The organism is Variovorax sp. GW821-FHT10D07 (genome assembly GCF_059415325.1).
In genome coordinates this window covers 51,828-75,315 of sequence record NZ_JBWKMZ010000007.1, presented here as the reverse complement: position 1 = coordinate 75,315, position 23,488 = coordinate 51,828, and the positions used below count along the sequence as shown (strand labels likewise).

The 23,488-nt window shown below is 69.7% G+C and carries 21 protein-coding genes; 8 read left to right on the top strand and 13 right to left on the bottom strand.

The genetic code is table 11. The annotated features are described in order from the left end of the window. Nucleotides 1–4: 4 nt before the first annotated feature. From AC07PU_RS20835 to AC07PU_RS20805, 7 genes are all read right to left on the bottom strand, one after another. Entirely contained in the window at nt 5–1,471 is a 1,467-nt protein-coding gene (locus AC07PU_RS20835) for a gluconokinase (protein WP_495320096.1), read from the bottom strand. Nucleotides 1,472–1,484: 13 nt separating this feature from the next. Beyond that, nucleotides 1,485–2,312: a carbohydrate ABC transporter permease gene (locus tag AC07PU_RS20830; protein ID WP_495320094.1), complete on the bottom strand. Its 828-nt coding sequence runs from the start codon at nt 2,310–2,312 to the stop codon at nt 1,485–1,487. Further along, nucleotides 2,309–3,190 (bottom strand): carbohydrate ABC transporter permease, encoded by an 882-nt coding sequence (locus AC07PU_RS20825; protein WP_495320092.1) that lies wholly within the window; start codon nt 3,188–3,190, stop codon nt 2,309–2,311. Before AC07PU_RS20825 ends, AC07PU_RS20830 begins: the two co-directional genes overlap by 4 nt. A 64-nt stretch (nt 3,191–3,254) precedes the next feature. Then, on the bottom strand, nt 3,255–4,511 hold the full coding sequence (locus AC07PU_RS20820; protein WP_495320090.1) for an ABC transporter substrate-binding protein: 1,257 nt from the start codon (nt 4,509–4,511) through the stop codon (nt 3,255–3,257). A 50-nt stretch (nt 4,512–4,561) separates the two neighbouring features. Beyond that, a complete protein-coding gene (locus AC07PU_RS20815; RefSeq protein ID WP_495320088.1) occupies nt 4,562–5,665 on the bottom strand; it encodes an ABC transporter ATP-binding protein in 1,104 nt (367 codons plus the stop codon). 13 nt (nt 5,666–5,678) lie between these two features. After that, nucleotides 5,679–6,233: an SIS domain-containing protein gene (locus AC07PU_RS20810; RefSeq protein ID WP_093354852.1), complete on the bottom strand. Its 555-nt coding sequence runs from the start codon at nt 6,231–6,233 to the stop codon at nt 5,679–5,681. Continuing rightward, entirely contained in the window at nt 6,230–7,132 is a 903-nt protein-coding gene (locus tag AC07PU_RS20805) for an NADP-dependent phosphogluconate dehydrogenase (protein WP_057591059.1), read from the bottom strand. The genes AC07PU_RS20810 and AC07PU_RS20805 overlap by 4 nt, the downstream gene beginning before the upstream one ends. A gap of 195 nt (nt 7,133–7,327) precedes the next feature. Between AC07PU_RS20805 and AC07PU_RS20800 the strand changes: the two genes are divergently transcribed. After that, nucleotides 7,328–8,305, top strand: coding sequence for a MurR/RpiR family transcriptional regulator (locus tag AC07PU_RS20800; protein WP_495320086.1), 978 nt, complete (start codon nt 7,328–7,330; stop codon nt 8,303–8,305). A 7-nt stretch (nt 8,306–8,312) separates the two neighbouring features. On the opposite strand, the gene AC07PU_RS20795 is transcribed toward AC07PU_RS20800, so the two are convergent. From AC07PU_RS20795 to AC07PU_RS20770, 6 genes are all read right to left on the bottom strand, one after another. Continuing rightward, nucleotides 8,313–9,944, bottom strand: coding sequence for a hypothetical protein (locus AC07PU_RS20795; RefSeq protein WP_495320084.1), 1,632 nt, complete (start codon nt 9,942–9,944; stop codon nt 8,313–8,315). A 100-nt stretch (nt 9,945–10,044) separates the two neighbouring features. After that, nucleotides 10,045–10,755 carry an MOSC domain-containing protein gene (locus AC07PU_RS20790; RefSeq protein WP_495320082.1) on the bottom strand — a complete coding sequence of 237 codons (711 nt, stop codon included), beginning with the start codon at nt 10,753–10,755 and terminating at the stop codon, nt 10,045–10,047. After that, nucleotides 10,752–11,444, bottom strand: a complete 693-nt coding sequence (locus AC07PU_RS20785) for a glutamine amidotransferase (RefSeq protein WP_495320080.1) — start codon at nt 11,442–11,444, stop codon at nt 10,752–10,754. Before AC07PU_RS20785 ends, AC07PU_RS20790 begins: the two co-directional genes overlap by 4 nt. A gap of 31 nt (nt 11,445–11,475) precedes the next feature. Beyond that, nucleotides 11,476–12,270 carry an aldolase gene (locus AC07PU_RS20780; protein ID WP_490875621.1) on the bottom strand — a complete coding sequence of 265 codons (795 nt, stop codon included), beginning with the start codon at nt 12,268–12,270 and terminating at the stop codon, nt 11,476–11,478. A gap of 16 nt (nt 12,271–12,286) precedes the next feature. Next, the gene (locus AC07PU_RS20775) at nt 12,287–12,937 is read right to left on the bottom strand and encodes a glutathione S-transferase family protein (RefSeq protein ID WP_495320078.1); all 651 of its coding nucleotides are present in this window, start codon (nt 12,935–12,937) and stop codon (nt 12,287–12,289) included. A 5-nt stretch (nt 12,938–12,942) separates the two neighbouring features. After that, complete coding sequence (locus AC07PU_RS20770; protein WP_495320076.1) at nt 12,943–13,926, bottom strand: Bug family tripartite tricarboxylate transporter substrate binding protein; 984 nt, start codon at nt 13,924–13,926, stop codon at nt 12,943–12,945. 98 nt (nt 13,927–14,024) lie between these two features. Between AC07PU_RS20770 and AC07PU_RS20765 the strand changes: the two genes are divergently transcribed. The 7 genes from AC07PU_RS20765 (at nt 14,025) to AC07PU_RS20735 (ending at nt 23,456) form a co-directional block, all read left to right on the top strand. After that, on the top strand, nt 14,025–14,546 hold the full coding sequence (locus AC07PU_RS20765; protein WP_208508864.1) for a helix-turn-helix domain-containing protein: 522 nt from the start codon (nt 14,025–14,027) through the stop codon (nt 14,544–14,546). Nucleotides 14,547–14,978: 432 nt separating this feature from the next. Beyond that, on the top strand, nt 14,979–15,986 hold the full coding sequence (locus AC07PU_RS20760; protein ID WP_495320625.1) for a hypothetical protein: 1,008 nt from the start codon (nt 14,979–14,981) through the stop codon (nt 15,984–15,986). A gap of 44 nt (nt 15,987–16,030) precedes the next feature. Continuing rightward, nucleotides 16,031–17,014 (top strand): hypothetical protein, encoded by a 984-nt coding sequence (locus AC07PU_RS20755; protein WP_495320074.1) that lies wholly within the window; start codon nt 16,031–16,033, stop codon nt 17,012–17,014. Nucleotides 17,015–17,101: 87 nt separating this feature from the next. Further along, a complete protein-coding gene (locus AC07PU_RS20750) occupies nt 17,102–17,404 on the top strand; it encodes an I78 family peptidase inhibitor (RefSeq protein ID WP_296776273.1) in 303 nt (100 codons plus the stop codon). A gap of 168 nt (nt 17,405–17,572) precedes the next feature. After that, entirely contained in the window at nt 17,573–20,938 is a 3,366-nt protein-coding gene (locus AC07PU_RS20745; RefSeq protein WP_495320071.1) for a glycosyltransferase, read from the top strand. Between the two features lie 133 nt (nt 20,939–21,071). Next, a complete protein-coding gene (locus tag AC07PU_RS20740; RefSeq protein ID WP_495320069.1) occupies nt 21,072–22,148 on the top strand; it encodes an AraC family transcriptional regulator in 1,077 nt (358 codons plus the stop codon). Nucleotides 22,149–22,430: 282 nt separating this feature from the next. After that, nucleotides 22,431–23,456: a hypothetical protein gene (locus AC07PU_RS20735; protein ID WP_093354888.1), complete on the top strand. Its 1,026-nt coding sequence runs from the start codon at nt 22,431–22,433 to the stop codon at nt 23,454–23,456. The last annotated feature ends 32 nt before the right edge of the window (nt 23,457–23,488 follow it).

Sequence of the window (23,488 nt, the reverse complement as noted above, 5' to 3'; positions counted from 1 at the left end):
AAAGTTAGGACCCCGCGCCCTTCATCGCCGCATCGAAGCGAAGCTGCCGCTCCAGCGCCCCGAGATAGGTCTCGTGCGCCGCCGCATCGAAGCGCACATGCTCGGTGAACTCGAAAGCGAAGTCCGCCAGCCCGCCGACGCCGAGGCTTTCCAGCGCGAGCAGCGCAGCCCCGCGCAGCGAGGCCTCGTCGATCGCCGACACCTGCACGTCCTGCCCGATGCAGTCGGCGACGATCTGGCGCCAGGTGGCCGAGCGCGAGAGTGCGCCGCCCGTGACGACGATGCGTCGCGCGGGCCGCATGCGCGCTTCGAGCTGCTGCTTCAGGCCGGCAAAGCGCAGGCCGACGCTCTCGAGCATGGCGCGATGGATCTGGGCGCCGCTCGTGGCGGCTGTGATGCCCGCGATGCAGGCGGTGCGGCCGTCGATCCAGTCGGGGCTGCGCGCGCCCAGCACATAGGGCAGCACCGCGAGGCCGTGCGAATCGGGGGCCATCGCGGCCACCTGGGCATCGAGGTCCGGGGCCGCGCTTTCGAACAGGCCGCGCGTCCACGCAGCCGAAGCGCCGCCCTCGGACATGGCCATGCCGCCCGCGAGCCGGCGCGCATCGACGCGGTAGCACCAGAGGCCCGGATCGTCCAGGCGCGCCTCGTGCGCGTCCCACACGACGCGCATCGAGCCGCTGGTGCCGAGCATCAGCACCAGGGTGTCGCGATCGATGCCGCCCACGCCGATGTTCGAACAGGCGCCATCGCCGGTGACGGGGAACCAGGGCACGCCCTGCAGCCGCGGCCAGCGTTGCGCGAACTCGGGCACGAGCTGCGTACGCGGCCGGTCGGTCACCGCCGGCAGCATCGACGCGGGCACGTCCGCGACCTCGAGCGCCCCGGGATGCCAGCCGAGCGTCCACAGGTCGAACAGGCCGGTGCCCGAGGCCATCGAGACCGAGGTGGCGAGATCGCCGAAGAAGCGCGCCAGCAGGTGATCAGCCGCCGACACCCAGTGCGCGGTGGCGGCCCAGGCCACGGGGCGCGACTGCCGCAGCCACGGCAGCTTGGCGGTCCAGTAGCTCGAATGCACGGGGCAGCCGGTGTCGGGGCGCAGCGCGGCGGCGCGCTGGCCGGGCTCGCGCTGGCCGGCCGCGATGGCGCCCGCGCGGCGATCGGCCCAGCTCAGCACCGCGGTGGTCGGCGCGCCATGCGCATCGAGGCCGAGCAGGCTGTGCCAGAAGCAGCTGATGCCCACGCCGAGGATGCGCGTGTCGGGCGAGGCCTTCAGCACCTGGTCGATGGCCTCGATCACGCCGCGCGCCAGCGCCTCGGGATCGATCTCGGCCATGCCGGTGGCATCGGTGCGCAGCAGGTTGGCATGCTGCGAGGCCGGCCCATGGGGCATGCCCGCGAGGTCGAACAGCGCGGCGCGCGTGGAGGAGGTGCCGATGTCGATCGACAGGACGGCGGCGGTGCTCTTCATCGGGGGACGCAGTTCAGCCCTTCACGGCGCCCATGGTCAGCCCCTTCACCACATAGCGCTGGAAGATCATCGTGAGGACCAGCGCCGGCGCCATGATCGCGACCGAGGCCGCCATCACGCCGCCCCAGTCGATCTCGGCGTACGAGAGGAAATTGAACACGGCGATCGGCAGGGTCTTGGTCTTCTCCATGCTGAGCACCTGCGAGAACATGAAGTTGTTCCACGAGAAGATGAAGGCCAGCGTGGTGGCGGTGATCACGCCCGGCCCCGATAGCGGCAGGATGATCTTGAAGAAGGCGTACTGGCGCGAGGCGCCGTCCACCATCGCCGACTCCTCCAGGTCGCGCGGCAGCGCCTCGAAGTAGCTCGCCATGATCCACACCACGATCGGCAGCGCGATCAGCATGTGGCTCAGCACCAGCGCGGTGTAGCTGTCCATCAGGTTGAGGCGCGAGAAGATGATGTACCAGGGCATCAGGAACGAGATGCCCGGCATCAGCCGCGCCAGCAGGATGAACATCGCGAGCCGGCGCTGCGTGAAGCGCGCGATCGAGTAGGCGGCCGGCAGCCCCAGCAGCAGCGAGAACCCGACGGCCAGCAGCGCCACCGTGGTGGAGTTGATGAAGTACTTGACGAAGTCCTGCTCGCCGAACACCTTGCGGTAGTTCTGCAGGGTCGGGCTGAACACCAGCTTGGGCGGCCAAGCCACGATGTCCACCTGCGTCTTGAACGAGGAGGCCAGCATCCAGGCGAAGGGAAACAGCACGATCAGCACCATGGCGATCACCGCCAGGTAGAACAGCACGCGCGGCAGCAGGGAACGTTTCGACGATGTGCTCATGGGTTCTCGCTCAGCTTGCGCAGCCGCGTGATCGCGACGCTGCAGGCGAAGACCACGAGGAACAGTACCACCAGGACCACGGCCGCCTGGCCCATGCGGAAGTATTCGAAGCTGTACTTGAAGCCCATGATGTTCAGGGTCTCGGAGGCGTAGCCGGGCCCGCCGCCGGTCATCGCGAAGATGATGTCGAAGGTCTTCAGCGCGTCGATCAGCCGCAGGATCAGCGCGGTGAGGATCACCGGCATCACCATCGGCAGGGTCACGAGCCGGATGATCTGCCACTCGCTGGCGCCGTCGATGCGCGCCGCCTCCACCGGTTCGTCGGACAGCGAGGCCAGGCCCGCGAGCACGATCAGCGTGATCATCGGCGTCCATTGCCAGACGTCGACCAGCACCAGCGAGATCAGCACGGTGTCGGCATGCGACACCCACGAACCCGTGGGCAGGCCGAGCGCCTGCAGCACGTAGTTGGCCAGGCCGATGGTCGGGTCGTAGAACAGGTTGAACACGATGCCCACCGCGACCGGCGTGGCGACCAGCGGCAGCAGCAGGAACAGCTTGGCGAGCGCGCGGCCGACGAAGGCGCGGTTGAGCAGCAGCGCCGCCGCCACGCCGAGCACGCCCTCGATGCCCACCGCGAGCACAGTGAAGGCGACGGTGCGCCACAGCGCATGCAGGAAGCGCGGCTCGGTGAGCACGCGCACGTAGCTGTTCACGCCCGAGAAAGAAGGCGGCATGCCCGAGGTGAGCGTCCAGTTGGTGAAGCTCAGCCAGGTGGTGTAGAGCACCGGGAACACCATCAGCAGCGCGACGAAGAGCACCGCCGGCAGCGGAAAGATCCAGTGCAGGTGGCGCTCGGCGCGGGTGGAGTGGATCATGCGGCCTCCATCGGGACTGGGTTCGATCGGCGATGCCGGGGCGCCGCCGCCCCGGTGGCCACGCTCACTTGCCGTACTCGCCGGTGTCGCGCAGCAGGTCGTTCACCTTGGCCGCGCGGTCCTTGGCCATCGCCTCGATCTTGGTCGAGGTGCCCTTCGAGTTGATCGACTCGATGATGACCTCGCCGATCAGGTCGCGCGCCTCGCCCACGGCGCTCATGAAGGGCTTGTCGGCCGGGTAGCCGTTCTTCGCCGCGAAGGTGCGCGTCTCGACCAGGCCCGGGTTGACCTTGCCGAGCACCGCCTTGTCCTCCCACACCGAGGAGCGCGCCATGGTGATGTTGGCGAGCATGGCGCGCGTCGCCAGGTCCTTGCCGGTGGCCCAGTCGAGGAAGGTCTTCGCGAGGTCCTTCTTCTTCGACTGGCTCGCGATCGACATGCCCCAGGCCGTCACGTAGAACGGCGAGTTGGTGACCGGTCCGGCCGGGAAGTTGGCGATACCGATCTTGTCGGCGCCGATGGAGGTCTTCGCGGGATCGACGAGCTGGCCGTAGAACACCGAGGCGTCGGTCCACATCGCGACGCGGCCGGCCTGGAACAGCGGCATGATGTTCTCCCACGACATCGAGGTCACGCCTTTGGGGCCGTAGCTGCCGACCACCTTGCCGTAGTAGCGGATCGCATCGACCGCGCCCTTGGAATCGAAGGCGGCCACGCCCTTGTCGAGGTACTGGCCGCCGTGGTTGTAGACGTAGCTTGAAAGCTGCGTGACCGCGGCCGCACCCTTGCCGCGCGCCGCGAGACCGGCCACGCTGTCGGAGTTGAGCTTCTGCGCGGTGGCGGCGAGCTCGTCGAAGTTGGTCGGCACCTTGAGGCCCGCGGCGGCCAGCAGGTCCTTGCGATAGAACAGCACCTGCCATTCGGTCACCAGCGGCACGATGCTCGGCTTGCCGCCGTAGGTCGACACGCTCATCGCGGTGGCCGGGTAGTCGGAGAAGTCGTAGCCCGCGAGCGGCTCGAACCAGTTGTTCTTCGCGAACAGCTTGCCTTCCTGCAGCGGCCGGGTCATGAACACGTCGACCGACGAGGACTTGGTCGCGAACTCGGTCGTGAGCTTGGTCGAGAGCTGGCTCTCCTGCAGGCTCTCGGCGTTGACCTTGATGCCGCTCTGCTTCTCGAACTCGGGGATCGCGGCCTTGAGCAGCTCGCCGTAGGGATGGTTGGCGAGCAATACGCGGATCTCCTTGGTCTGCGCCAGGGCCGGGCCGCCGATGCCGAGCGCGAGCGCGGCGAGCAATGTGGTCTTGAGGGTCTTGTTCATGGTGTCTCCAGTGGAAAGGGGCGCCTTTTTTGGAATGGCGCTCGGGTGCGTCAGCCGATCGCGAGCGCGGTGGCCGGGTCGAACAGGTGCGATTTCTCCATCTTCACCTTGAGCCGCAGCACATCGCCCACGCGCAGCGGCGTGTCGGGCGTCTCCATGCGCGCGACGATCGAGTGCGCGCCGCAGCGCAGGTAGGCGAAGATCTCCGAGCCCAGCGTCTCCACGACCTCGGCCTGGGCCTCGAAGCCCGTGGCCGGGTCGAAGGGCGCGTCGGCGCGCGCGAGCGAGATGTCCTCGGGCCGTAGGCCGAAGACGACGTCGCGGCCCGCGTGTGCCTGGAGCGGCTGCGCCAGGCGTTCGGGCAGCGCGAGCCGCAGGCCCGGTGCCTCGACGTACAGGCGGCCGTCGACGGGTTGCAGCTTCGCCTCCAGGAAGTTCATCGCCGGCGAGCCGATGAAGCCCGCCACCAGCCGGTTGGCCGGGCGCGAATACACCTCCATCGGCGTGCCGCTCTGCTGCAGCACGCCCTTGTTCATGATGAAGATGCGGTCGGCCATCGTCATGGCCTCGACCTGGTCGTGCGTGACGTAGATGATCGTGGTGCCCAGGCGGCGATGCAGCTTGCTGATCTCCGCGCGCATGGCCACGCGCAGCTTGGCGTCGAGGTTCGACAGCGGCTCGTCGAACAGGAAGAGCCGGGGCTTGCGCACGATGGCGCGGCCCAGCGCGACGCGCTGCCGCTGGCCGCCCGAGAGCTCCTTTGGCTTGCGCTCGAGCATCTCGCCCAGGCCGAGCACGTCGGCCGCCTCTTCGACGCGCTGGTCGATCTCCTTCTTCGGCATCTGCCGGATCTTCAGGCCGAAGCTGATGTTGTCGCGGATGTTCAGGTGCGGATAGAGCGCATAGCTCTGGAACACCATCGCGATGTCGCGGTCCTTCGGCGGCATGTCGTTCACGCGCGTGTCGCCGATGTAGATGTCGCCCGAGGTCACGCTCTCCAGGCCCGCGATCATGCGCAGCGCCGTGGTCTTGCCGCAGCCCGAGGAGCCCACCAGCACGGCGAATTCCTTTTCCTCGATGCGCAGCGAGAGGTCGTCGACGACCTGGGTGTTCCCGAATCGCTTGACGACGTTCTTCAGTGTCACGCCTGCCATGTCGTGCCGCCGGTCATTGCAGGTTGGCGTGGCGCGCATCGAGCTGCGCGTCGGCCACGCCGAGCCGCTGCTGCACGTGCCAGGCCAGCGCGTCGCCCAGCAGCAGGATGGCCTGCTCGAACAGCGAGCCCGCATGCTGCACCGTGCCGACGCCGTGGCGCACGGGCAGGCACAGCACGGTGTCGGCGCCCTCGGGCGGCTGGCGCACCGTGGTGACGAGCGCCACGGCGGCGCCGGCCTTGCGCGCGACGGCGATGTGCTCGAGCGTGGCCTTGGTTCTGGCCGAGGCCGACACCGCCACCAGCAGGTCGCCCGCGCCGATCGCGGGCGCGGTCGGCTCGCCGGCCACGTGCACCTGCACGCCGATGTGCATCAGCCGGATGGCGAGCGCGCGCACCATGTTGCCCGAGCGGCCCTGGCCGCTGAAGAAGACGCGCCGGGCGCCGAGCACGGCCGTGGCCAGCGCGCCGAGCTGCGCGTCGTCGAGCGCATCGAGCACCTGCCGGTGTTCTTCGATCACCGCGGCATAGCGCGCGCGCAGCGCGGCGGCGGACGACAGCCCGTTCATGCGGCCGCCTTCACGACCGCATGGCCGCCGATCTCGCGGCGCAGCGCCGCGATGCTCTTCATCGTGGGCGAGTCCTCCTGCTGCGAGCGGAAGCGCGCCTGCAGCGCGGCCGAGATCGTCGGCGTGGGCACGCGCAGGCGGATCGCTTCCTCGAGCGTCCAGCGGCCCATGCCGGAGTCGGCCACGTGGCCCTTGATGCCGGGCAGTGCGGGATCTGCGTCGAGCGCATGGCACAGCTTCTCGAGCAGGTGCGAGCGGATCGAGCAGCCGCCCTGGTAGGCGTGCAGCGTCGCATTGATGTCGACCTGCATGTCGGAGGCCATCAGCAGCTCGTAGCCTTCGCCATAGGCCTGCATCAGCGCGTACTCCACGCCGTTGTGCACCGCCTTCGCGAAGTGGCCCGCGCCGCTGCCGCCGACGCGTGCATAGGCGCCCGGCGCGGCCAGCGCCTCGAAGACGGGCACCAGCCGCTCGAACAGCGCGGGCTCCGCGCCGACCAGCAATCCGCAGCCGTCGCGCGCGCCCTGCGTGCCGCCGCTCACGCCCGCGTCGACCAACGTCACGCCGCGCTCGCGCAGCGCGGCCGCGAGGCGGCGCGTGTCGCGGAAGTCGGAGTTGCCGCCGTCGACGATGGTGTCGCCCTCGGCGAGCATCGCGCCGAGCGTCTCGATCAGCGCGCAGGTGCCCTGGCCCGGTGGCGTCATCAGCCACACCACGCGCGGTGCCTTCAGCTGCGCGACCAGCGCGGGCAGGTCGGCCGCGACCGCGATCCCCTTGGCGCGTGCCGCATCCTGAGCGGCGGCCTGGCCGTCGTGGGCCAAGACCTGGTGGCCTGCCGCATGCAGGCGATGGACCATCGCGCCACCCATCCTGCCGAGTCCAACGAATCCGATTTCCATGTCTGTGTCTCTGTCTCCAAGAATGGGCGTGGAGTAAAGCACAGTGAAAGTGAAGCACAAAGAAGTAAATTCTTTTCAGGAACCGGCTTCGAAAGAAACCCATTTTCCGAGGGCACGCAGGCGTTTTCAGGGGGCTCTGGAGCGCTCGAAAACGCTCAGGGAAATCCCTTGGCGCCGAGGTCTTAGGATGCAGCGATGAACGACCGAAGGAGACCCCCGCGCGCCACCGCGCAGGACCACGAGAACGGCAGCGCCGATCATCCCGCACCGGCGCCGGACGACACGGCCAACGCGTCGAGCGGCGTGCCGCGTTCGCACGTGCAGCTGCGGCTCGAGGGCGTCTACGGCTCGCTGACACCCGCGGGACAGAAGCTGTGCGACTTCATCCTGCAGCACCCCGAGCAGCTGCTGCACATGACGATCACCGAACTCGCGCAGGCGGCCGGCGTCAGCGATGCGACGGTCACGCGCCTGTGCCAGGCGGTCGGCTACCTCGGCTTCTCGGAATTTCGCGTGCTGTTCGCGCGCGACCAGGCCGTGGCCCATCAGCGCGCGGTGGGGCAACTGAAGTCCACCGACGCCTCCGAGGAGATCCGCGACAAGGTGATCGCCGGCACGGTCGCGAGCCTCAACGACACTTGCACCACGCTCGACCTGCGGGCGCTGCAGCGCGCGGCCAATGCGATCGCGAAGGCGCGGCGCGTCGATGTCTACGGCGTGGGCGGCAGCGCGGCCGTGGCGCTCGACATCCGCCACAAGCTGCTGCGTCTGGGCATTCCGATCACCGCGCATTCGGACGTCGACATCATGGCGATCTCGTCCTCCACGCTGTCGGCGGACGACGTGGCGATCGGCGTGAGCCATACCGGGCGCACCGAGCCGGTGGTGGCCGCGGTGCGGCGCGCGCGGCTCGGCGGCGCCGGCACCATCGGGCTCACGCATGCGCCGCAGTCGCCGCTCGCGGAGCACTGCGATGCCGTGCTCGCCTACGCGGCCAAGCGCACCGCCTTCTCGGCCGACTCGCTGACCGGCCGCATCGCGCAGCTGGTGATCGCCGACATCCTCTATGCCACGATCGCCAGCTCGACCTACGAGCAGTCGGCGCTGCTGGTCGACCAGGCCAACGTGCTCGCCGATTCGCGCCGCATCGGCGCGCGGCGCCGGCCCGAATGAACCGCTGCTAGCGCGGCTTCGACGACATCTCCCACACGTCCGGCGTGGTCGCGACGAGGCCCTTGAGGTCCGTCCATTGCGGCGCCTGCGGCAGCGCGGTGCGGCCCTGCACGGCGGCCGTCGCGAACGCGACCATCCGGCCGCGCACGCGATCGAGTTCCTGCCGGGGCCAGGTTTCCATCGAATGCGGGCCGCGCGAGACGACGATGTCCTTGAGCCCGCGCACGCGGTCGTAGGCCGCGACCGTGCCTTCGAGGCTTTCCGCGCGGTCCCACAGGCCCTTGGCGAAGAACACGGCGGGCCACTTCGGCATGTTCGCGAGCACCGCCGAGTTGGGATAGAAGGCGACGTAGTTGTCGGCCGCCATGCCGCCGAGGAAGAGGTTGCGATCCGCGAGGTCCGGCGCCTCGGGCAGGTAGCCCGCGCCGCTCACGAACGAGGCGTAGAGGATCGCGCCCTTGATGTTGGCGTAGCCCTTGGGCGCGCTGCATTGCACCGTCGGCATGTCGTAGCTGCAGCCGCCGGCGTAGTTCTTGGTCATGGCCCAGCCGGTGGTCATCGAGCCGCGCGAGTAGCCGAGCAGCAGCAGCGGAATCTCGCGCGACTTCATGCCGGCCATCAGCTTGCCGGCCGCCGGCGCGCCCTCGAGCTCCTGGCCCGAGGCCATCAGCACGCGCAGGCCGCGCCCGCTGTCCATCTGCGCGAGCACACGGAAGATGTCCTCGCTCTGCTCGAGCGTGTTGGTGTCGCTGAAGCCGCCGGACAGGCCTTCGCCACGCCGGTCGTAGGCCAGCACGTCGAAGCCCGCGCGGTTCAGCGCATGCAGGTGGTCGCGCCAGAAGCGCATGCCGGGGCCTTCGGTGGTCGCGTTGGGGAAGCGCACGGAAGTCGCGCGGCGCGTGGCGGGATCGACGCGCACCGACACCTCGTCGGGATGGTCGATGGCCGTGAGCTGGCCGCCGCCGCCCGGGCTCATGATCACCAGCGCACGCTTGCGGCCGCCGCGCCCGTCGTCGACGCCCGCGCCTTCCACGTACCAGCCGCGCAGCTTGATGTCGCCCTGCATGTTGAGCTTGAGGCGCTCGAGCGGATCGCGCGGCACGGTGAACTCGACCACGTGCGTGCGGCCGTTCGCTTCGGCCACGGCTTCGTTGTAGGGCGCCTTCGCGAAGAAGCCCGGCTTGCGGATGTCGCGCAGGTTCACCTGCCCGTCCGAATCGATCTTGCCGACCGGGTCGACCATGCCGGTGACGCGCGTCGCGCGCTCCTTGTTCGGCGGCAGCCAGCGCTGCATCTGGTCGTTGATGCGCTTGAAGCAGGCCGCGTCGCTCTTGCACGCGGCCCAGCGTTCCTTGAGCCTGGCGTCGGTGAACTCCTGCACGTGGAAGTCGCCCGCGTAGCCGGCGGGAGCGCGGGCGGCCGTGAGGAGCAGGGGCACGCAGCGCGAGGTGCCGTCGGCCTGCCGCAGGGTGTAGCCCGGCAGCTCGGCGTTGCGGTCGGTGCCGACCCAGGCCTTGCAGTCGGTGGGCGGCACGGCACGCGCGACGGGCGTGAAAGAGGTGGGTGCGGTCGTGCAGGCGGCCAGCGCGATGCACGCGGCGATGGCGGCGGAAGCCGGCCGGAAGGTCGGGAAGGGCATGTGTCTCCTGTGCGCGGGTGTCTCCCGCGGTCGATGTCACATGTTCGCGGACTGCGCTGTCAGTCGGCTGTCCATCGGCTGCGGGTATTCCCGCCTTGCATCAGCCCGGGTCCGCGCCCGGCACGCACAGGCGCGGTGTCCAGTCTTCGACCTGCCGCGAGGCCGCGCGGCGCCGGAAGGTGGCGCGCCAGCGTTCGGCGAGCGCGGGCAGTTCGGCCGCGCGTTCCCACTCGGGCGCGAAGCGCTCCTCGCGTGCGAACAGCAAAGCGATGAGGCGCGACAGCGGCCACTCGGGATGCGGTCGCTCGACCAGCGCGATCGCTGCGCCGCGTTGCACCGCGCCGGGCTGCAGCACGCGGTAGTACCAGCCGGTGCGGCCGCTGTCCTGCATCTCGCGCGCCATGCCCGGTTCGCCGAAGCGCACGTCGAGCTTCCAGCAGGGCTGCCGGCCTTGCGACACCTGCACCAGCGCCTCGCCGAGTTGAAGCACGTCGCCGATGCAGACGCTGGCTTCGTCCCAGCCCACGGTCGAGAGGTTCTCGCCGAAGGCACCGGGCGCGGCCAGCAGGTCATGGCGGCGGCTCCATGCGGACCACGCGGCGTAGTGCTCGCGCGGATAGTGGTGCACCGCCTTCTCGGGGCCGCCATGGATGCGCAGGTCGGCCTGCGCGTCGCCCGCGAGTCCGGTGGCCGAGAGCCACAGCGCATCGTTGCTCGGCGTCTTGACGATGCCGCTGGGTGTGCGGCCATCGGGCAGCGGCGCGACGGGGCCCACGAGCAATGCGTCGATGCGCACCGGCGCCAGCGTCATTCGAGCTGGCCCAGCCAGGCGCGCAGCATCGCCGCGGCACTCGCTTGCGGCGCGTTGCCCTGCGCGGCGCTTTGCGCGCGCAGCGCCGGAACATCGATGCCGGCCTGCGCGAGTTCGCACGCATGGCCGATGAGCCAGGGTTCGATGCGCGCGGGATCGGCCTCGGGATGGAACTGCAAGGCGAGCGCGTGGTGGCCATGGCTGAAGGCCTGGTGCGGCGTGAGTGGCGTGCTCGCGAGCAGCTCGGCGCCTTCGGGCAGCTCGAAGGTGTCGCCATGCCAGTGCAGCACCGGCACGCCGACCAGCGGCGCGAGGCAAGACGCCTGGCCGGCTGTGCTCAGCGCGACCGGCGCCCAGCCGATCTCCTTGCTGCCAGACGGGTACACGCGCGCGCCGAGCGCGCTGGCCATCAGCTGCGCGCCGAGGCACAGGCCCAGCGTGGGCCGGCGCAGCGCGAGCCGCGCGCGCAGGCCCGTGATCTCGTCGTGCAGGAAGGGATAGAGGCCGGTGTCGTACGCGGCGATCGGGCCGCCGAGCACGACGACGAGGTCGGCCTCGCGCCATTCCGCGGGCTCGAGCGGCGAGACGCCGGCCTGCCGGTAGTCGATGGTCCAGCCGGCCTCCCGCAGGACCGGCGCGAACAGGCCGAGGTCCTCGAAGGCCAGGTGCTGCAGCGCGATGCATCGCATGGCGGGCTCCTCGATCGAAAGGCGATGGAACTCAGGCCGCGCGCAGGCAGTCCGCGTTGCGCGGGTCCTTGAGCGAGCGGCGCGCGTAGTACTCGAAGGCCACCGTGTTGCGGCGCGGCCGCACGATCCAGTCGTGCGCTTCCTTCGCGAGCCGGTGGTCGATCGGCCGGATGGTGCCGGCCGCGGCGGCCAGCAGGTGCATCTTGGCGGCACGCTCGAAGGCGATCGACAGCACGCAGGCTTCCTCGATGCTCGTGGCCGCGACCAGCAGGCCGTGGTGCGACAGCAGCAGCGCGCGCTTCTGGCCGAGCGCGGCCGAGATGAACTCGCCCTCCTCGTTGCCCACGGGCACGCCGGGCCATTCGCCGACGAAGGCCACGTCGTCGTAGAGCACGCAGTTGTCCATGTGGCTGATCTTCAGCGGCTCCTCGAGCATGCCGAGCGCCGAGGCATGCAGCGCATGGGTGTGGATGATGCAGTTGACGTCGGGCCGCGCGCGGTACACCCACGAATGGAAGCGGTTCGCCGGGTTGGGCATGCCCGCGCCGTCGAGCACGTGGAGGTCCTCGTCGACCGTCAGCAGGTTGTCCTCGGCGATCTCGTCGAAGCCCAGGCCCAGGCGCTGCGTGAGGTATTCGCCGGGCTTGCCGGTGCGTGCCGTGATCTGGCCCGCGAGGCCCGAGTCGTGCCCGTTGTCGAACAGGATGCGGCAGGTCAGCGCGAGCTTCTGCCGCGGCGTGTAGGGGCTCTCGGCGAAGTGCTGGTCCATCTGGACGATGGATTGGGCGACGAGTTCTTCCTTCGCGAGTTCGAAGGTGTCTTGCAGTGCCATGGGGATCTCCTTAAGGGGTTTCGCTGGTCGAGAAGGTCTTCTCGGGATGCGCGGGAAAAAGTGCCTGATAGCCGTCGAGGTCCTCGATGCGCGCGAGCCAGGCGCGGATCGCCACGAAACCCTGCAGCTCGATGCCGCCCATGGGCGCGAGTCGCGTGTAAGGGTACAGCGCCACGTCGGCGATGCTCGGGTGCGTGTCGGTGGCGACCCAGCCGTCGGGGCCCTGCCGTTCGAGCCGCGCTTCGAGCAGCGCGAGCGCGGCCAGGGCCTCGTGCCGGTAGGCGCGGAATTCGGGGCTCGCGGGATCGCGGTCGCGGTGCAGCGCCAGGTGCAGGCGCAGCTTCGCGAGCGGCTTCATGTGGCGCTCCTGCTCGAAGGACAGCCAGGTCAGCACGCGTGCCTGCGCGAGCGGCTCGGCGGGCCACCACGGCGAGCCCTGTGCGAGGAAGTGGAGGATTGCCATCGATTCGGCGATGCAGCTGCCGTCGGCCAGTTCGAGCACTGGCACCTGCGCGAGCGGCGCGATCGCGAGGAAGTCGGGCCGGCGCAGGTCGCCGCGGTCGATCGAGCGCGTGTGCCGCTCGAGCGGCACGCCGAGCAGGCCCGCCATCAGCCGCACCTTCCAGGCATTGCCCGAGCGCAAGGTGTCGTGGAGCTTCATGGCCATCAGTCGACCTTGGTGCCCGCGGCGCGCACCACGCGCGTCCACTTCTCGGTCTCGGCGCGCAGGTGCTTGCCGTAGGCGGCGGCACCCGTGGGCAGCGGCTCGATGCCGAGCTCGGCCAGGCGCGCCACCAGGGCAGGGCGCTTGAGCGCGCGCGCCAGTGCCTCGTCGACCAGCGCGACCTGCGCCGGCGGCGTGCCGGGCGGTGCCAGCAGCGCGTTCCACGAACCGATCTGGAACTCGCCCAGGCCCTGTTCCTTGCTGGTGGGCAGGTCGGGCACGGCGGGGTTGCGGTGGTCGGCGGCGATCGCGAGCATGCGCAGCTTGCCGGCCTTGGCCTGCGGCTGGATCACGGGAATCGCGTCGATCACGATCTGGACCTGGCCGCCGAGCGCGGCGTTCACCGCCTCGGCGCCGCTCTTGAATGGCACGTGGAGGATGTCGCTGTGCGTCGCGAGCTTGAACAGTTCGAGACCGAGGTGCGGCGAGCTGCCGTTGCCGGCCGAGCCGAAGTTCAGCGTGCCGGGATTCTTCTTCGCATAGGCCGCCAGCGCGGGCAGGTCCTTCACGCCATCGAGGCCCGCGACCGCGAATACATAGGGCGAGTTGCTCACCAGCGAAACGGGCGTCAGCGCCGCCGGGTCGTAGCCGAGCCGCGCATAGATCATCTTGTTGACCACCTGCGTGCCGACCGTGCCGAGCAGCAGCGTGTAGCCGTCGGGCTGCGCCTGTGCCACGGCTTGCGCGGCGATCGAGCCGCCCGCGCCGGGACGGTTGTCGATCACCACCTGCTGCTTGAGTTCCTCGCCGAGCGCCTGGCCGATGAGCCGGCCGGCCATGTCGGTGATGCCGCCGGCGCCGAACGGGATCACGAGCCGGATCGGCTTGGCGGGGTAGGGCTGGGCCTGGGCCGCCGCGCCGACGCAGGCCAGCGTCAGGGCGAGGACAGGGGCGATCCAGCGGCGGAACGGCGAAGGTGCGGGCATACCATACTCCTGTGCGGCGCGGGATCGGCCGCGTTGCGTGTGCGATCGGGTTCGAGAAACAAATCCATTTTAGGACACAAGTGTCCTAAAGAAAAGTCATGTCCATCAAGTTGAAGTTGTTGCGGGTCCAGTCGGGGCTCACGCTGGAGGGGTTGGCGCAGGCCACCGGATTGACCAAGAGCTACGTGTCCAAGCTCGAGCGCGGCGTGTCCACGCCCTCGGTGGGCGCCGCGCTCAAGCTGTCGAAGGCGCTGGGCGTGCAGGTCGAGGAGCTGTTCGCCGAGTCGTCCGAGGAGGACCCGGTGGTCATCCATCGCCAGCAGCCGGCGACCGCGGGCGGCGCGGCGCGGCTGGTGTCGGGCTCGCTGCCGGGCCACCGCATGGTGGCCTTCGTGCTGCACCCGACCGACGAGCCGGTGCGCAACCACCCGATGAGCCACCACGAGGGCGAGGAGATCCTCCATGTGCTCAAGGGCCGCATCACGCTGCAGCTCGCGAGCCGTACCGAAACGCTGTCGGCCGGCGACACGGCGCATTTCAACGCGGGCATCCCGCACAAGATCACGTCGGTGGGGAAGACGCCGGCCTCGGTGCTGCTGGTGATCGCGCAGGCGGAATGAGCATGCGGGCGCGGCTTCTTCTTGCGTCGATGTTCGCCATGCTGCTGCTCGCCGGTTGCGCGAGCACGCCGCCGCATGCGTATTCGGTGTGCGCGACGCAGCCGGGGACCGAAGCCTGCCAGGTCGAGCGTTACGACCACGTCGACTGACCATCCGGGCGCGACTGAACGCCGGGGTCGCACACCTGCTGGATATCCCCCGGTTGGATGAGGCGTGCGTTGGGCGCAACGCCGCGACGAAATACCGCCGGCATGTGATCGATCCGTCATCGGGACGCTTCTTCCCACCCCTAAGATTCGTCCCGCAGGCACACGCGGGACGAGGAGGGCCGTGCACTGCGCCCATCGCGGCGTACTTGGCCGAGTCCCCGAAGCTCGCTTCCACCCCGATCGACGTGGCGCGCGCGGCGCGCTTTGACAGAAGGCATGCGTGATGGTCATCTCCCGTATTTGCAAGGCCCTGCTGGGCGGATGCTGCTTGCTGGCCGCACTGGCCGTTTCGGCCCAACAGCAGCTGCCGGGTGTGCTGGGTCTCAGCTACAAGATCGGACGGCCCTCCATTCCGGCCGCGGCCTATCAGAAGATCGCCGTCACGGAATTCAGGTCGATGGTGAGCAAGGCTTTCCAGAAGTCGGGCTTCTCTCTCGTCGCCGTGGACGCGCAGAAGAACAAGTCGACGATCTTCCAGTTCAGGTTCGATGCCTATCCGAAGGTCGAGCCGAAGCCGATGATCTTCATTTCGGCCGACGAGCTGTTCGACGAAAGAAAGCGGTGCAATCCCTGCTTCCTGCGGTTCGCCGAGATCAGGAACGCGTCCGAGTTCCAGGCGCTTCCGTGGATGACGCAGTACGAGCTGAGCGCGCTGCTCGTGCCGGCCATCGACAACGCGTACGCGACCATCGAGTCCAGCGGGCGCGAGCACAGGGATCCCGCGTGGGGAGGCTTCAACTACAAGCGGCAGTGGGCCGGCGAGCGGAATCTCTTCGGCAACTCCTTCACCGGCATCGATGAGTCCAGTCTCAAGGAGGCCATCGTTGGGGCCTACAGGAATGCCGGTTTCATCCCCGTTGAAACCAAGGCCGGCACCAGGGCGTCCGCACAGCTTCTGACTTTCAATTTTCCCGTGGACCCGGCCAAGGAGGGCGGTGCCCTCTACACGGTGAGGATCGACAGCCAGTACGACGTGGACGGACGCTGCCACCCCTGTGAGATCACCGAACAGTACGACCCCTACCAGCAGCTTCCGCCGGCCGGCTTGTCGGGCATCGCGAGCCGCGCGACCCTCGATTCGAGATTCACGGCAGCCCGGAGCGCGGCCTACGAAACCATGCGGGCGGATCTCGAGCGCCATCTGCGGCCCGGCTCGGTGTTTTCGATCCCTCCCACGCAGGCCGCCCTCGGATCGCCCCGGCCGCGGCCTATGCCGATGCCCGTGACATGACGGCGCATGGGGGGCTCTGGTCGGGGACCGTCGCAGCCGGCTCGATGCGACGCGAGCAGTGGCTGGTCGTCGGCAACCTGCTCGCGGCGCTGGCGGCCGGCGCGCTGGCATCGTGGTCCGCGCCGATGATGCTGGCCATTCTCTACGTCGATGTCTGGTTGCTGGCCAATCCCCATATCGTCGCGACCTACGCCCGCCTGGGCGCGATGGCCTCGCGTCCCCGCATGCGCCAGGCGCTGGTCTTCGTCGCGCCGGTCCTGATCCTGGCGGGCCTGACCATCGTCGCCCTCGCCTATGAAGTGGCCGGACTGTTCGCCGTCTATTTCCTCGCGCAGTCCTTCCATGTCTCCCGCCAGTGCTACGGCATCGCGAGGCGCTGCGACCGGAGGCCCCCGATGCCCTGGCGAAGCCTGCCCTATGGGCTGATCTATCTGTTCCCCGCATGGGGCTATCTGCATCGCAGTGCTCAGGGCGCCGACAGCTTCCTCGGCTATCCAATCTGGCTGCCGCCGGTTCCGCAGGCGTGGGCCCTGGCCGCGGGAATCGCAGCCCTCGTCGGCGCCGCGTGCTGGCTGGCATGCCTGGCGTATTCGAGGCGCATGAGGCAGGCGGCGGGACCGTTCGACAGCCTCGTGCTGTCCCACCTGATCGTTTCGCTGGTCGGCTATGTCTGGATCAGCGACATCACCATCGGCTGGCTGGTGGTCAACGTCTGGCACAACATCCAGTACCTGGTGTTCGTCTATCGCCAACGGCAGCGCGACGACGCGACGGGCAAGGAGGGGGAGACGGCGAGAAGTTCACCGGCACGCGCAGCGCCATGGCGCGCCGTCCTGATGCCGCCGATGCGCTTCTTCCTGTCCTGCGCGATCGGCGGTGCCCTCCTGTACCTCGCCGCCAGCCGCATCGGCGAGAGCCTGCTGTGGCTCGGGCTTCCCACCATTCTCATTGCGCACTTCGTCCTGAACTTCCATCACTACCTGGTGGACGGCGTCATATGGAAGCGCCGCCGCACCACGATCGGGTGAGCGGCCGCCGGCCCGTGCCGATGCCGTGGCGCGGCGGCCATGGTGGAATATGCAGGCACTGCTTCATGTTCACGGAAAGGATGTGCCTTGGCTTCCACCTCGAAACTGATACCGGCCGCGACCCTGGCGCTGGCCGTCCTGTCGATCGCCGCCTGCAGCGCGCCGCAGGCGCGTGACGACGGCGCCTCCGGCATCTGCCGGCCGGAGGCGGCGAGTGCCCTCGCGGGCAAGAACCGCATCGGCGATGCCGAGGCCCGGCAGTCGACCGGAGCCTCCCTCGTGCGCCAACTCCAGCCCGGACAGCCCGCGACGATGGACTACCGGCGCGAGCGCGTGACGATCGAGACGGACCCGGCCACCGGCAAGATCGTTCGCGCCGCCTGCGGCTAGGGCAGCGGCTGCGCGCGCCGGCGGCATGAACATGCGCGGCGCAGGGCCGCGCACCGTGCCCGCACAACTGAACGCCGGGCTGCGATTTCAGTCCTGCCGGCTGTAGTCCGTGGCGCCGCATGTCGGAAGAATCGTCGGGCTCCGAGTTCGCCCGCGCAAAGCCTTCCGATGTCCACGCTCCCCACCTTCACCGCCACCTGCGGCCTCGCACCCAAGGGCTCCTCCGCGCCACAGGCCCAGGCGTCGCGCGCCTGGAGCGTGCATGCGCCCTTCGTCGCGCTGCTGCTCGAGCACACCCGGCCCGCCATCGTCGTCGACCTCGGCGCGGAGGGCGGCGTGCCGGGTGCCACCTTCAGGCAGTCCGCCGCGCGCGGCGCGGTCTGCCACACGGTGGACACGCGGCTCGCGGGCCACCGCGAGGCGGCCGCGGCCTTCGCGGACGGCAGCATCGACCTGCTGCATGTCGATGCCGGCGACCCGGCGCGGCTGGCCACGCTGGACCTCGCGCCGTGGCGCGCCAAGCTCGGCCCGCAGGCGCTCGTGCTGGTGCACGGAACCCGCGCCGGCTGCAAGCTGCGCCGCCTCTGGGCGCTGTTGCGGCAGCGCCATCCGTCCTTCGAATTCGAGCAGGGCCTGGGGCTCGGCGTGCTGTGTCTCGGGCCGCGCGTGCCGCCGCTCGACGGCGTGCTCGCGCGCAGGATCGAGGGCCTGGTGCAGGAGCTGGAACGTCTGCGCAGCCATGCCGCGGAAGTCACGGCCAAGCGCGAGCGGGCCGAGGAAATGCTCGAGACCCGGCACTTCGAATCGCTCGAGAAGGACGTGGAGATCGCCGAGCGCGATGCCCGCATCCTCGCGCTGAAGGCGCACGCCGCGGCGCAGGCCGCGCGCATCGACGGCTTCGAAGCCAGCCTTGGATTGCAGCTGGTGCTGTTCTACGGAAGGCTGCGGCTGCGCGTCTTTCCGGCGGGCACGCGCCATGGCGATTTCTACGAGCGGCGCCGCGGGCAGCTGCTGCGGTGGGCCCAGCGCTGGGTCGCGCAGCGATCGACCGGGCGCGCTCGCCCGTCGCTCGACACCATCGCCGCGCTGCCGTCGCGCGATCCCGCGCGGCACCGGCCCTGGCTCGCGCCGCTCACGCCCTTGTCGCGCCAGAGCCTGGGCGCGCGCATCCTCATCGTCGCCGAGCTGTCGATACCGGCCTGCAAGCGCTACCGGGTCGACCAGAAGGTCGACATGTTCGAGCACCTGGGCCTCGAGACCACGGTGCTCAGCTGGCGCGATGCCGAGGCCTGCCGCGCGGCCCTGCCGTTCCATGGCCTGCTGATCCTCTACCGCGTGCCGGCCGCGCCGCACATGGTGCTGCTGGCGACCGAGGCCCGGCGGCTGGGCGTGCCCAGCTTCTTCGACGTGGACGACCTGATCTTCGATTGGGACGCCTATCGCCGGCAACTGCTCGCCTCGGGCGCTCCGTCCGATCGCATGGCATCGTCGAAGGAGACGACGGCGCAGTACCGGCAGATGCTGAGCCACTGCCAGCATGGCATCGGGAGCACGGCCGCGATCGCGCGCAGCATGGGCGAGATCGTTCCCGGCAAGACGCATGTGGTGCCGAATGCATTGGACGAGGGCATCCTCGCGCTCGCCGCGGAACTCGAGCGGCGTCCGGTCAAGACCGATCCGCGCTTCGTCACCATCGGCTACGGCAGCGGCTCGCGCACGCACGACGGCGACTTCGGCGTCGTGGCGTCCGCGCTGCTGGCCGTGATGCAGCGCCATCCGCAGGTGCGGCTCGCCATCCATGGCCCGCTCGAGCTGCCGGCGCCGTTCCGGCGCTTCGCCGACCGGGTGTTCCAGATCCCGTTCCTGCAGGGCGACGACTACCTGCGCGCGCTCGCCTCGTGGCAGATCAGCATCGCGCCGCTCGAGGACAGCCTGTTCAACGAAGCCAAGAGCAACATCAAGTTCATCGAGGCGGCGATCCTCGGCGTGCCGAGCATCTGCTCGGGCACGGGGCCGTTCCGCGAAGGCATCGAGCATGGCCGCACGGGCATGATCGCCGACACGCCCGAGGAATGGGAGGCGGCCCTGACCCGGCTGGTGCTCGATGCCGGCCTGCGCCATGGCATCGCGGAGGAAGCCCGCCGCAGCGTGCTGTCGCGCTATCACCCGCAGGTGGTGGCCGCGCGGCAGCTGCAGCAGGTGATCGGGCCGCTGCTGCCGGCGCCCGCCACGCGCCTCAAGGTGCTGGCCGTGAACGTGCTGTTCGCCCCGGTGAGCTTCGGCGGTGCGACCGTGGTCGCGGAGCAGCTGTGCCGCCGGCTGCAGGCCGACGGCTGCGACGTCACCGTCTTCACCGCCATCCTGGGCTCGGAGCTCGAGCCCTACAGCGTGATGCGCTACGAGGTCGACGGGCTGCCGGTGATCGCCGTGCAGGTGGCCGACGACACGCAGCGCGCGCTCGACTACGACGATCCGCAGGTGGGCGAGATCTTCGCGCGGCTGCTGAAATCGCTGCGGCCCGATGTCGTGCATTTCCATTCGGTGCAGCGGCTCGGCGCGACGATGGCCCATGCCTGCGTGGAGGCCGGCGTGCCCTACGCCATCACGCTGCACGATGCCTGGTGGCTGTGCGAGCGCCAGTTCATGGTGCAGGACAACGGCGTGTACTGCAACCAGAAGGCGATCGACCTGCGCGCCTGTTCCAAGTGCGTGCCGGACAGCGGCTTCACCTTCAAGCGCAGGTTCTTCCTCGGCGACGTGCTCGACCGCGCGAGCCTGCTGCTGGCGCCCAGCGAATTCCAGCGCGAGCTCTACGTGGCGAACGGCGTCGCGCCGCAGCAGATCGCGGTGAACCGCAATGGCGTGCCGCTGCCCGCGCGCCCGCGGCCGGCGCGCCGGCCCGAGTCGCCGCTGCGCATGGCCTACCTCGGCGGCCGCGCGGTGCACAAGGGCTACTTCTGGCTCCAGCAGGTGCTGGAGGGCATGCGCGCGGGCGGCTACGAACTGGTCATCACCGACATTGCCCTGCGCACCGGAGCGGCGTCCGTCGTCGCCACCGAGTGGCGCGTGTCGGGCCAGGTGCGCGTGGTGGCGCCCTTCGAGCAGGCCGAGATGGACGCGTTCTACGACGACATCGACGTGCTGCTGGTGCCCTCACTGTGGAAGGAGAGCTTCGGCCTGGTGGTGCGCGAGGCCCTGGCCCGCGGCATCTGGGTGATCGCGACCGCGGCGGGCGGTGTCGTCGAGGACATCGTGGACGGCGTCAACGGCCGCGTGGTCGAGATCGGCGACACCGGCGCTTTCCGGGGCGCAATCGAAGACACGCTGGCCAGCCCCGATCGCCTGCCGGCCGGCGGCGTCAACGCGATGCTGCCGCGCATCCGCGGCTACGACGAGCAGGCCGCCGAGCTCAAGGCCTACCTGCAGCGCATTGCCGCCGCGCCGGCCGCGGCCCGCGTCGTGGGCACCACCCGGCGCGCATGGCGCTCCTCGGTGATCCCGATCGCCGCGCACGGCAACGGCCCCGGCGCCTGAGGCGTAGACCGAATGGCCGATCCGAAAACCGGGTCGGTACTCACGGATGGGAGGGGGCTGGAAGCAGGGGAAGGGCTTACAAATCGCGGGTGGGTTCTTCGGGCCCATGCCACCACCCTTTCACCACGAATTCATGCTCTGGATGTCCTTCTCCTGCCGGCGCGGACAGACCCCGTCCTCGTTGTCGCCGCATGCCGCGCCGCGCCGGCCCGGGCGGTCTTCGGAGCGCTGGCGGCATGGGGATTCGGCCGCGCTCGCGGCCTTGCTGGCCAGGCAGGCGCCTCGCCTCCCGGTGCCCGAGGCCGCGCCCGAGTCCGTCGTCCAGAGCATGCGCTTCGAGCCGGCCCTGCATTTCCAGGTCGAGCTCGGTCCCCGCTTCTGCGTTCGCGTCGAGAGCCTGCGGCGCACGCCGCTGTACGTGGTCGGCGGCCGCGACTGCTGGCTGCAGGTCGGCAGGGAGCCGGCGCTGCACCTGCGGCATGGCGATGTCGTGTTCCTGCCGCGCGGCGATGCGCACCGTGTCTTCTCCGACCCCGGCCTGCCCGCGTCGAGCCTCGATGAACTGCTGACGCATTCCGCCGGCGCCGCCGGTGCCGAGCGGCACGCACCGGCGGGCGGCGATCACAGCGTGTGGAGTGGCGGCTTCTACCGCTCGGTGGAGCTGGCCGCCCATCCGCTGGTGGCATCGCTGCCGTCCGTGCTGCACCTGCGCGCCGCGGATGCCGCGCCCTGGCTGCGCGCCATGGCGGACGCGGTGCGCTGGATGGCCGACCGCAGGGCCGGCGGCAACGGCGTGGGCGTGACCGAGCTGTTGGGCGCGCTGATGCAGCACGCGGTGCTGGCCTGGTTGCGCAGGCCGGAGGCGGGCATGCCCATCGCGGGTGTCTCGGGCCCCGATCTTTCCGATGCGAGGTTGCTCACGGCGCTCGAGGCGATCCACGCCCGGCCCGCGGACCCATGGACGCTGGAATCGCTCGCGGCGCTGTGCCACATGAGCCGCACGGCCTTCGCCACGCGATTCCGCGCGCAGATGAATCTCTCGCCGATGCAGTACCTGGCGCGCTGGCGCATCCATCTGGCGTCGCGGCTGCTGCGCGAACGCCGGCTGACCTTGCAGCAAGCGGCCGATGCGGTGGGCTACTCGACCGGCGCGATCCTCGCGCGCGCCTACAAGCGCGAACTCGGGACCTGGCCGTCGCGGGCGGTCTGAGGGCGCGGGGCACCTCGCCTGCCGTGCGGGACCACGCAGGGGACGAGGCGTGCGATTCGTGCAACGGTAAGAAGAAATTCTTCTGCCGAGCGATCGGCGCCGTCCGGGACAGCGCATCTCCCACGTAAGATTCGCTGACACACAAAACTACACAGGGGACGAGGAGAGAGGTCGACGCACAGAGCCCGCAGGCTCGCGCTGGTCGTGCCAGCGGCAGGGGCGTCTCTTGCGACCGCAAGCGCATGCACCGTCGCGTCGCTTTCCCGCCCCGACAAGAAATCAATGAACAGATCGCTTCGCCTGCTGCCGACCGTGCTCGGAATCTCGGCCATCCTGGCCTCGTGCGGTGGAGGAGGAAGCGACGGCTATGCCGGCCTGCCGCCGGCCACGGCGGCCGCGCTGGCGGGCATCGAGGGGGCTCGCAATCCGCCTGCGACCGTGCCCGATCCCGCCACGGAACAACCGGCCACCCGCCCGATGCAGACGACGCCCTACACCTTCCTGTTGGGGAACGTCGATGCAAGCGGCTTCGATGCCTTCACGACGGAACTCACGAGTCCCGCTTTCGCCGGCTACCTGCTGGATCGGATCGTCTTCGTCGATGCCTCCGCGCGCGGCCAATGGCGAGCGATCTACCAGCGCAAGGGCCAGACGGCCCGCTACGACCATCGCTTCGTCTCGACGGGCGCGCCGCTGACGCTGGCCGACTTCCAGGCGCAGGGCGCGGAGGGCTATCGCCTCACGCCCAGCGGCGGTACCTCGCCGAAGAACGTCTTCAGCAAGGTGACGGGTGAGGCGATCCAGTACGAGTACGTGGACGCGATCAAGGTCCCCCTCATGGCCGGAAGCCCGGAGGAGTTGCTCCGGCCGCTCAACGACCTGGGCAAGCTCGGCTATTGCGGCACCCAGGTGCGGGGCGCGGGCCTTGCCCTGGTGAAGGAGACGCCATCGACCGCTCGCTGCGCCTTCGAGCTGGTGACCGCCAAGTCCGGCGGGAGCACCGGCTTCGTCGCGGAGCAGAACGAGCAGGGTGCCAAGGGCTCGGTGTTCGTGACATCGGCCCTCGTCGCCGAGAAGCTGGTGAACCTCTACGTTCGAGACGAGGCGCAGGCGTCGAGCTTCAAGTTCAAGGCGGTGGACGTGACGACCGCGGCCAGGCCGAACACCATTGAACAAGCGGCGGAGCTGATGGCCATCCTCAACCGCGAAGGCGCGACGGGGGCCAGGCCCTGGCGGAGCTACGACGATGGTGGCCGTCCCTACATCGTCTTCATGACGGCATTCGATTGCCGCGGGCTGCTTTGCTAGCGCTGCCCTTTTGACGTTCATCGTCGCGGCCC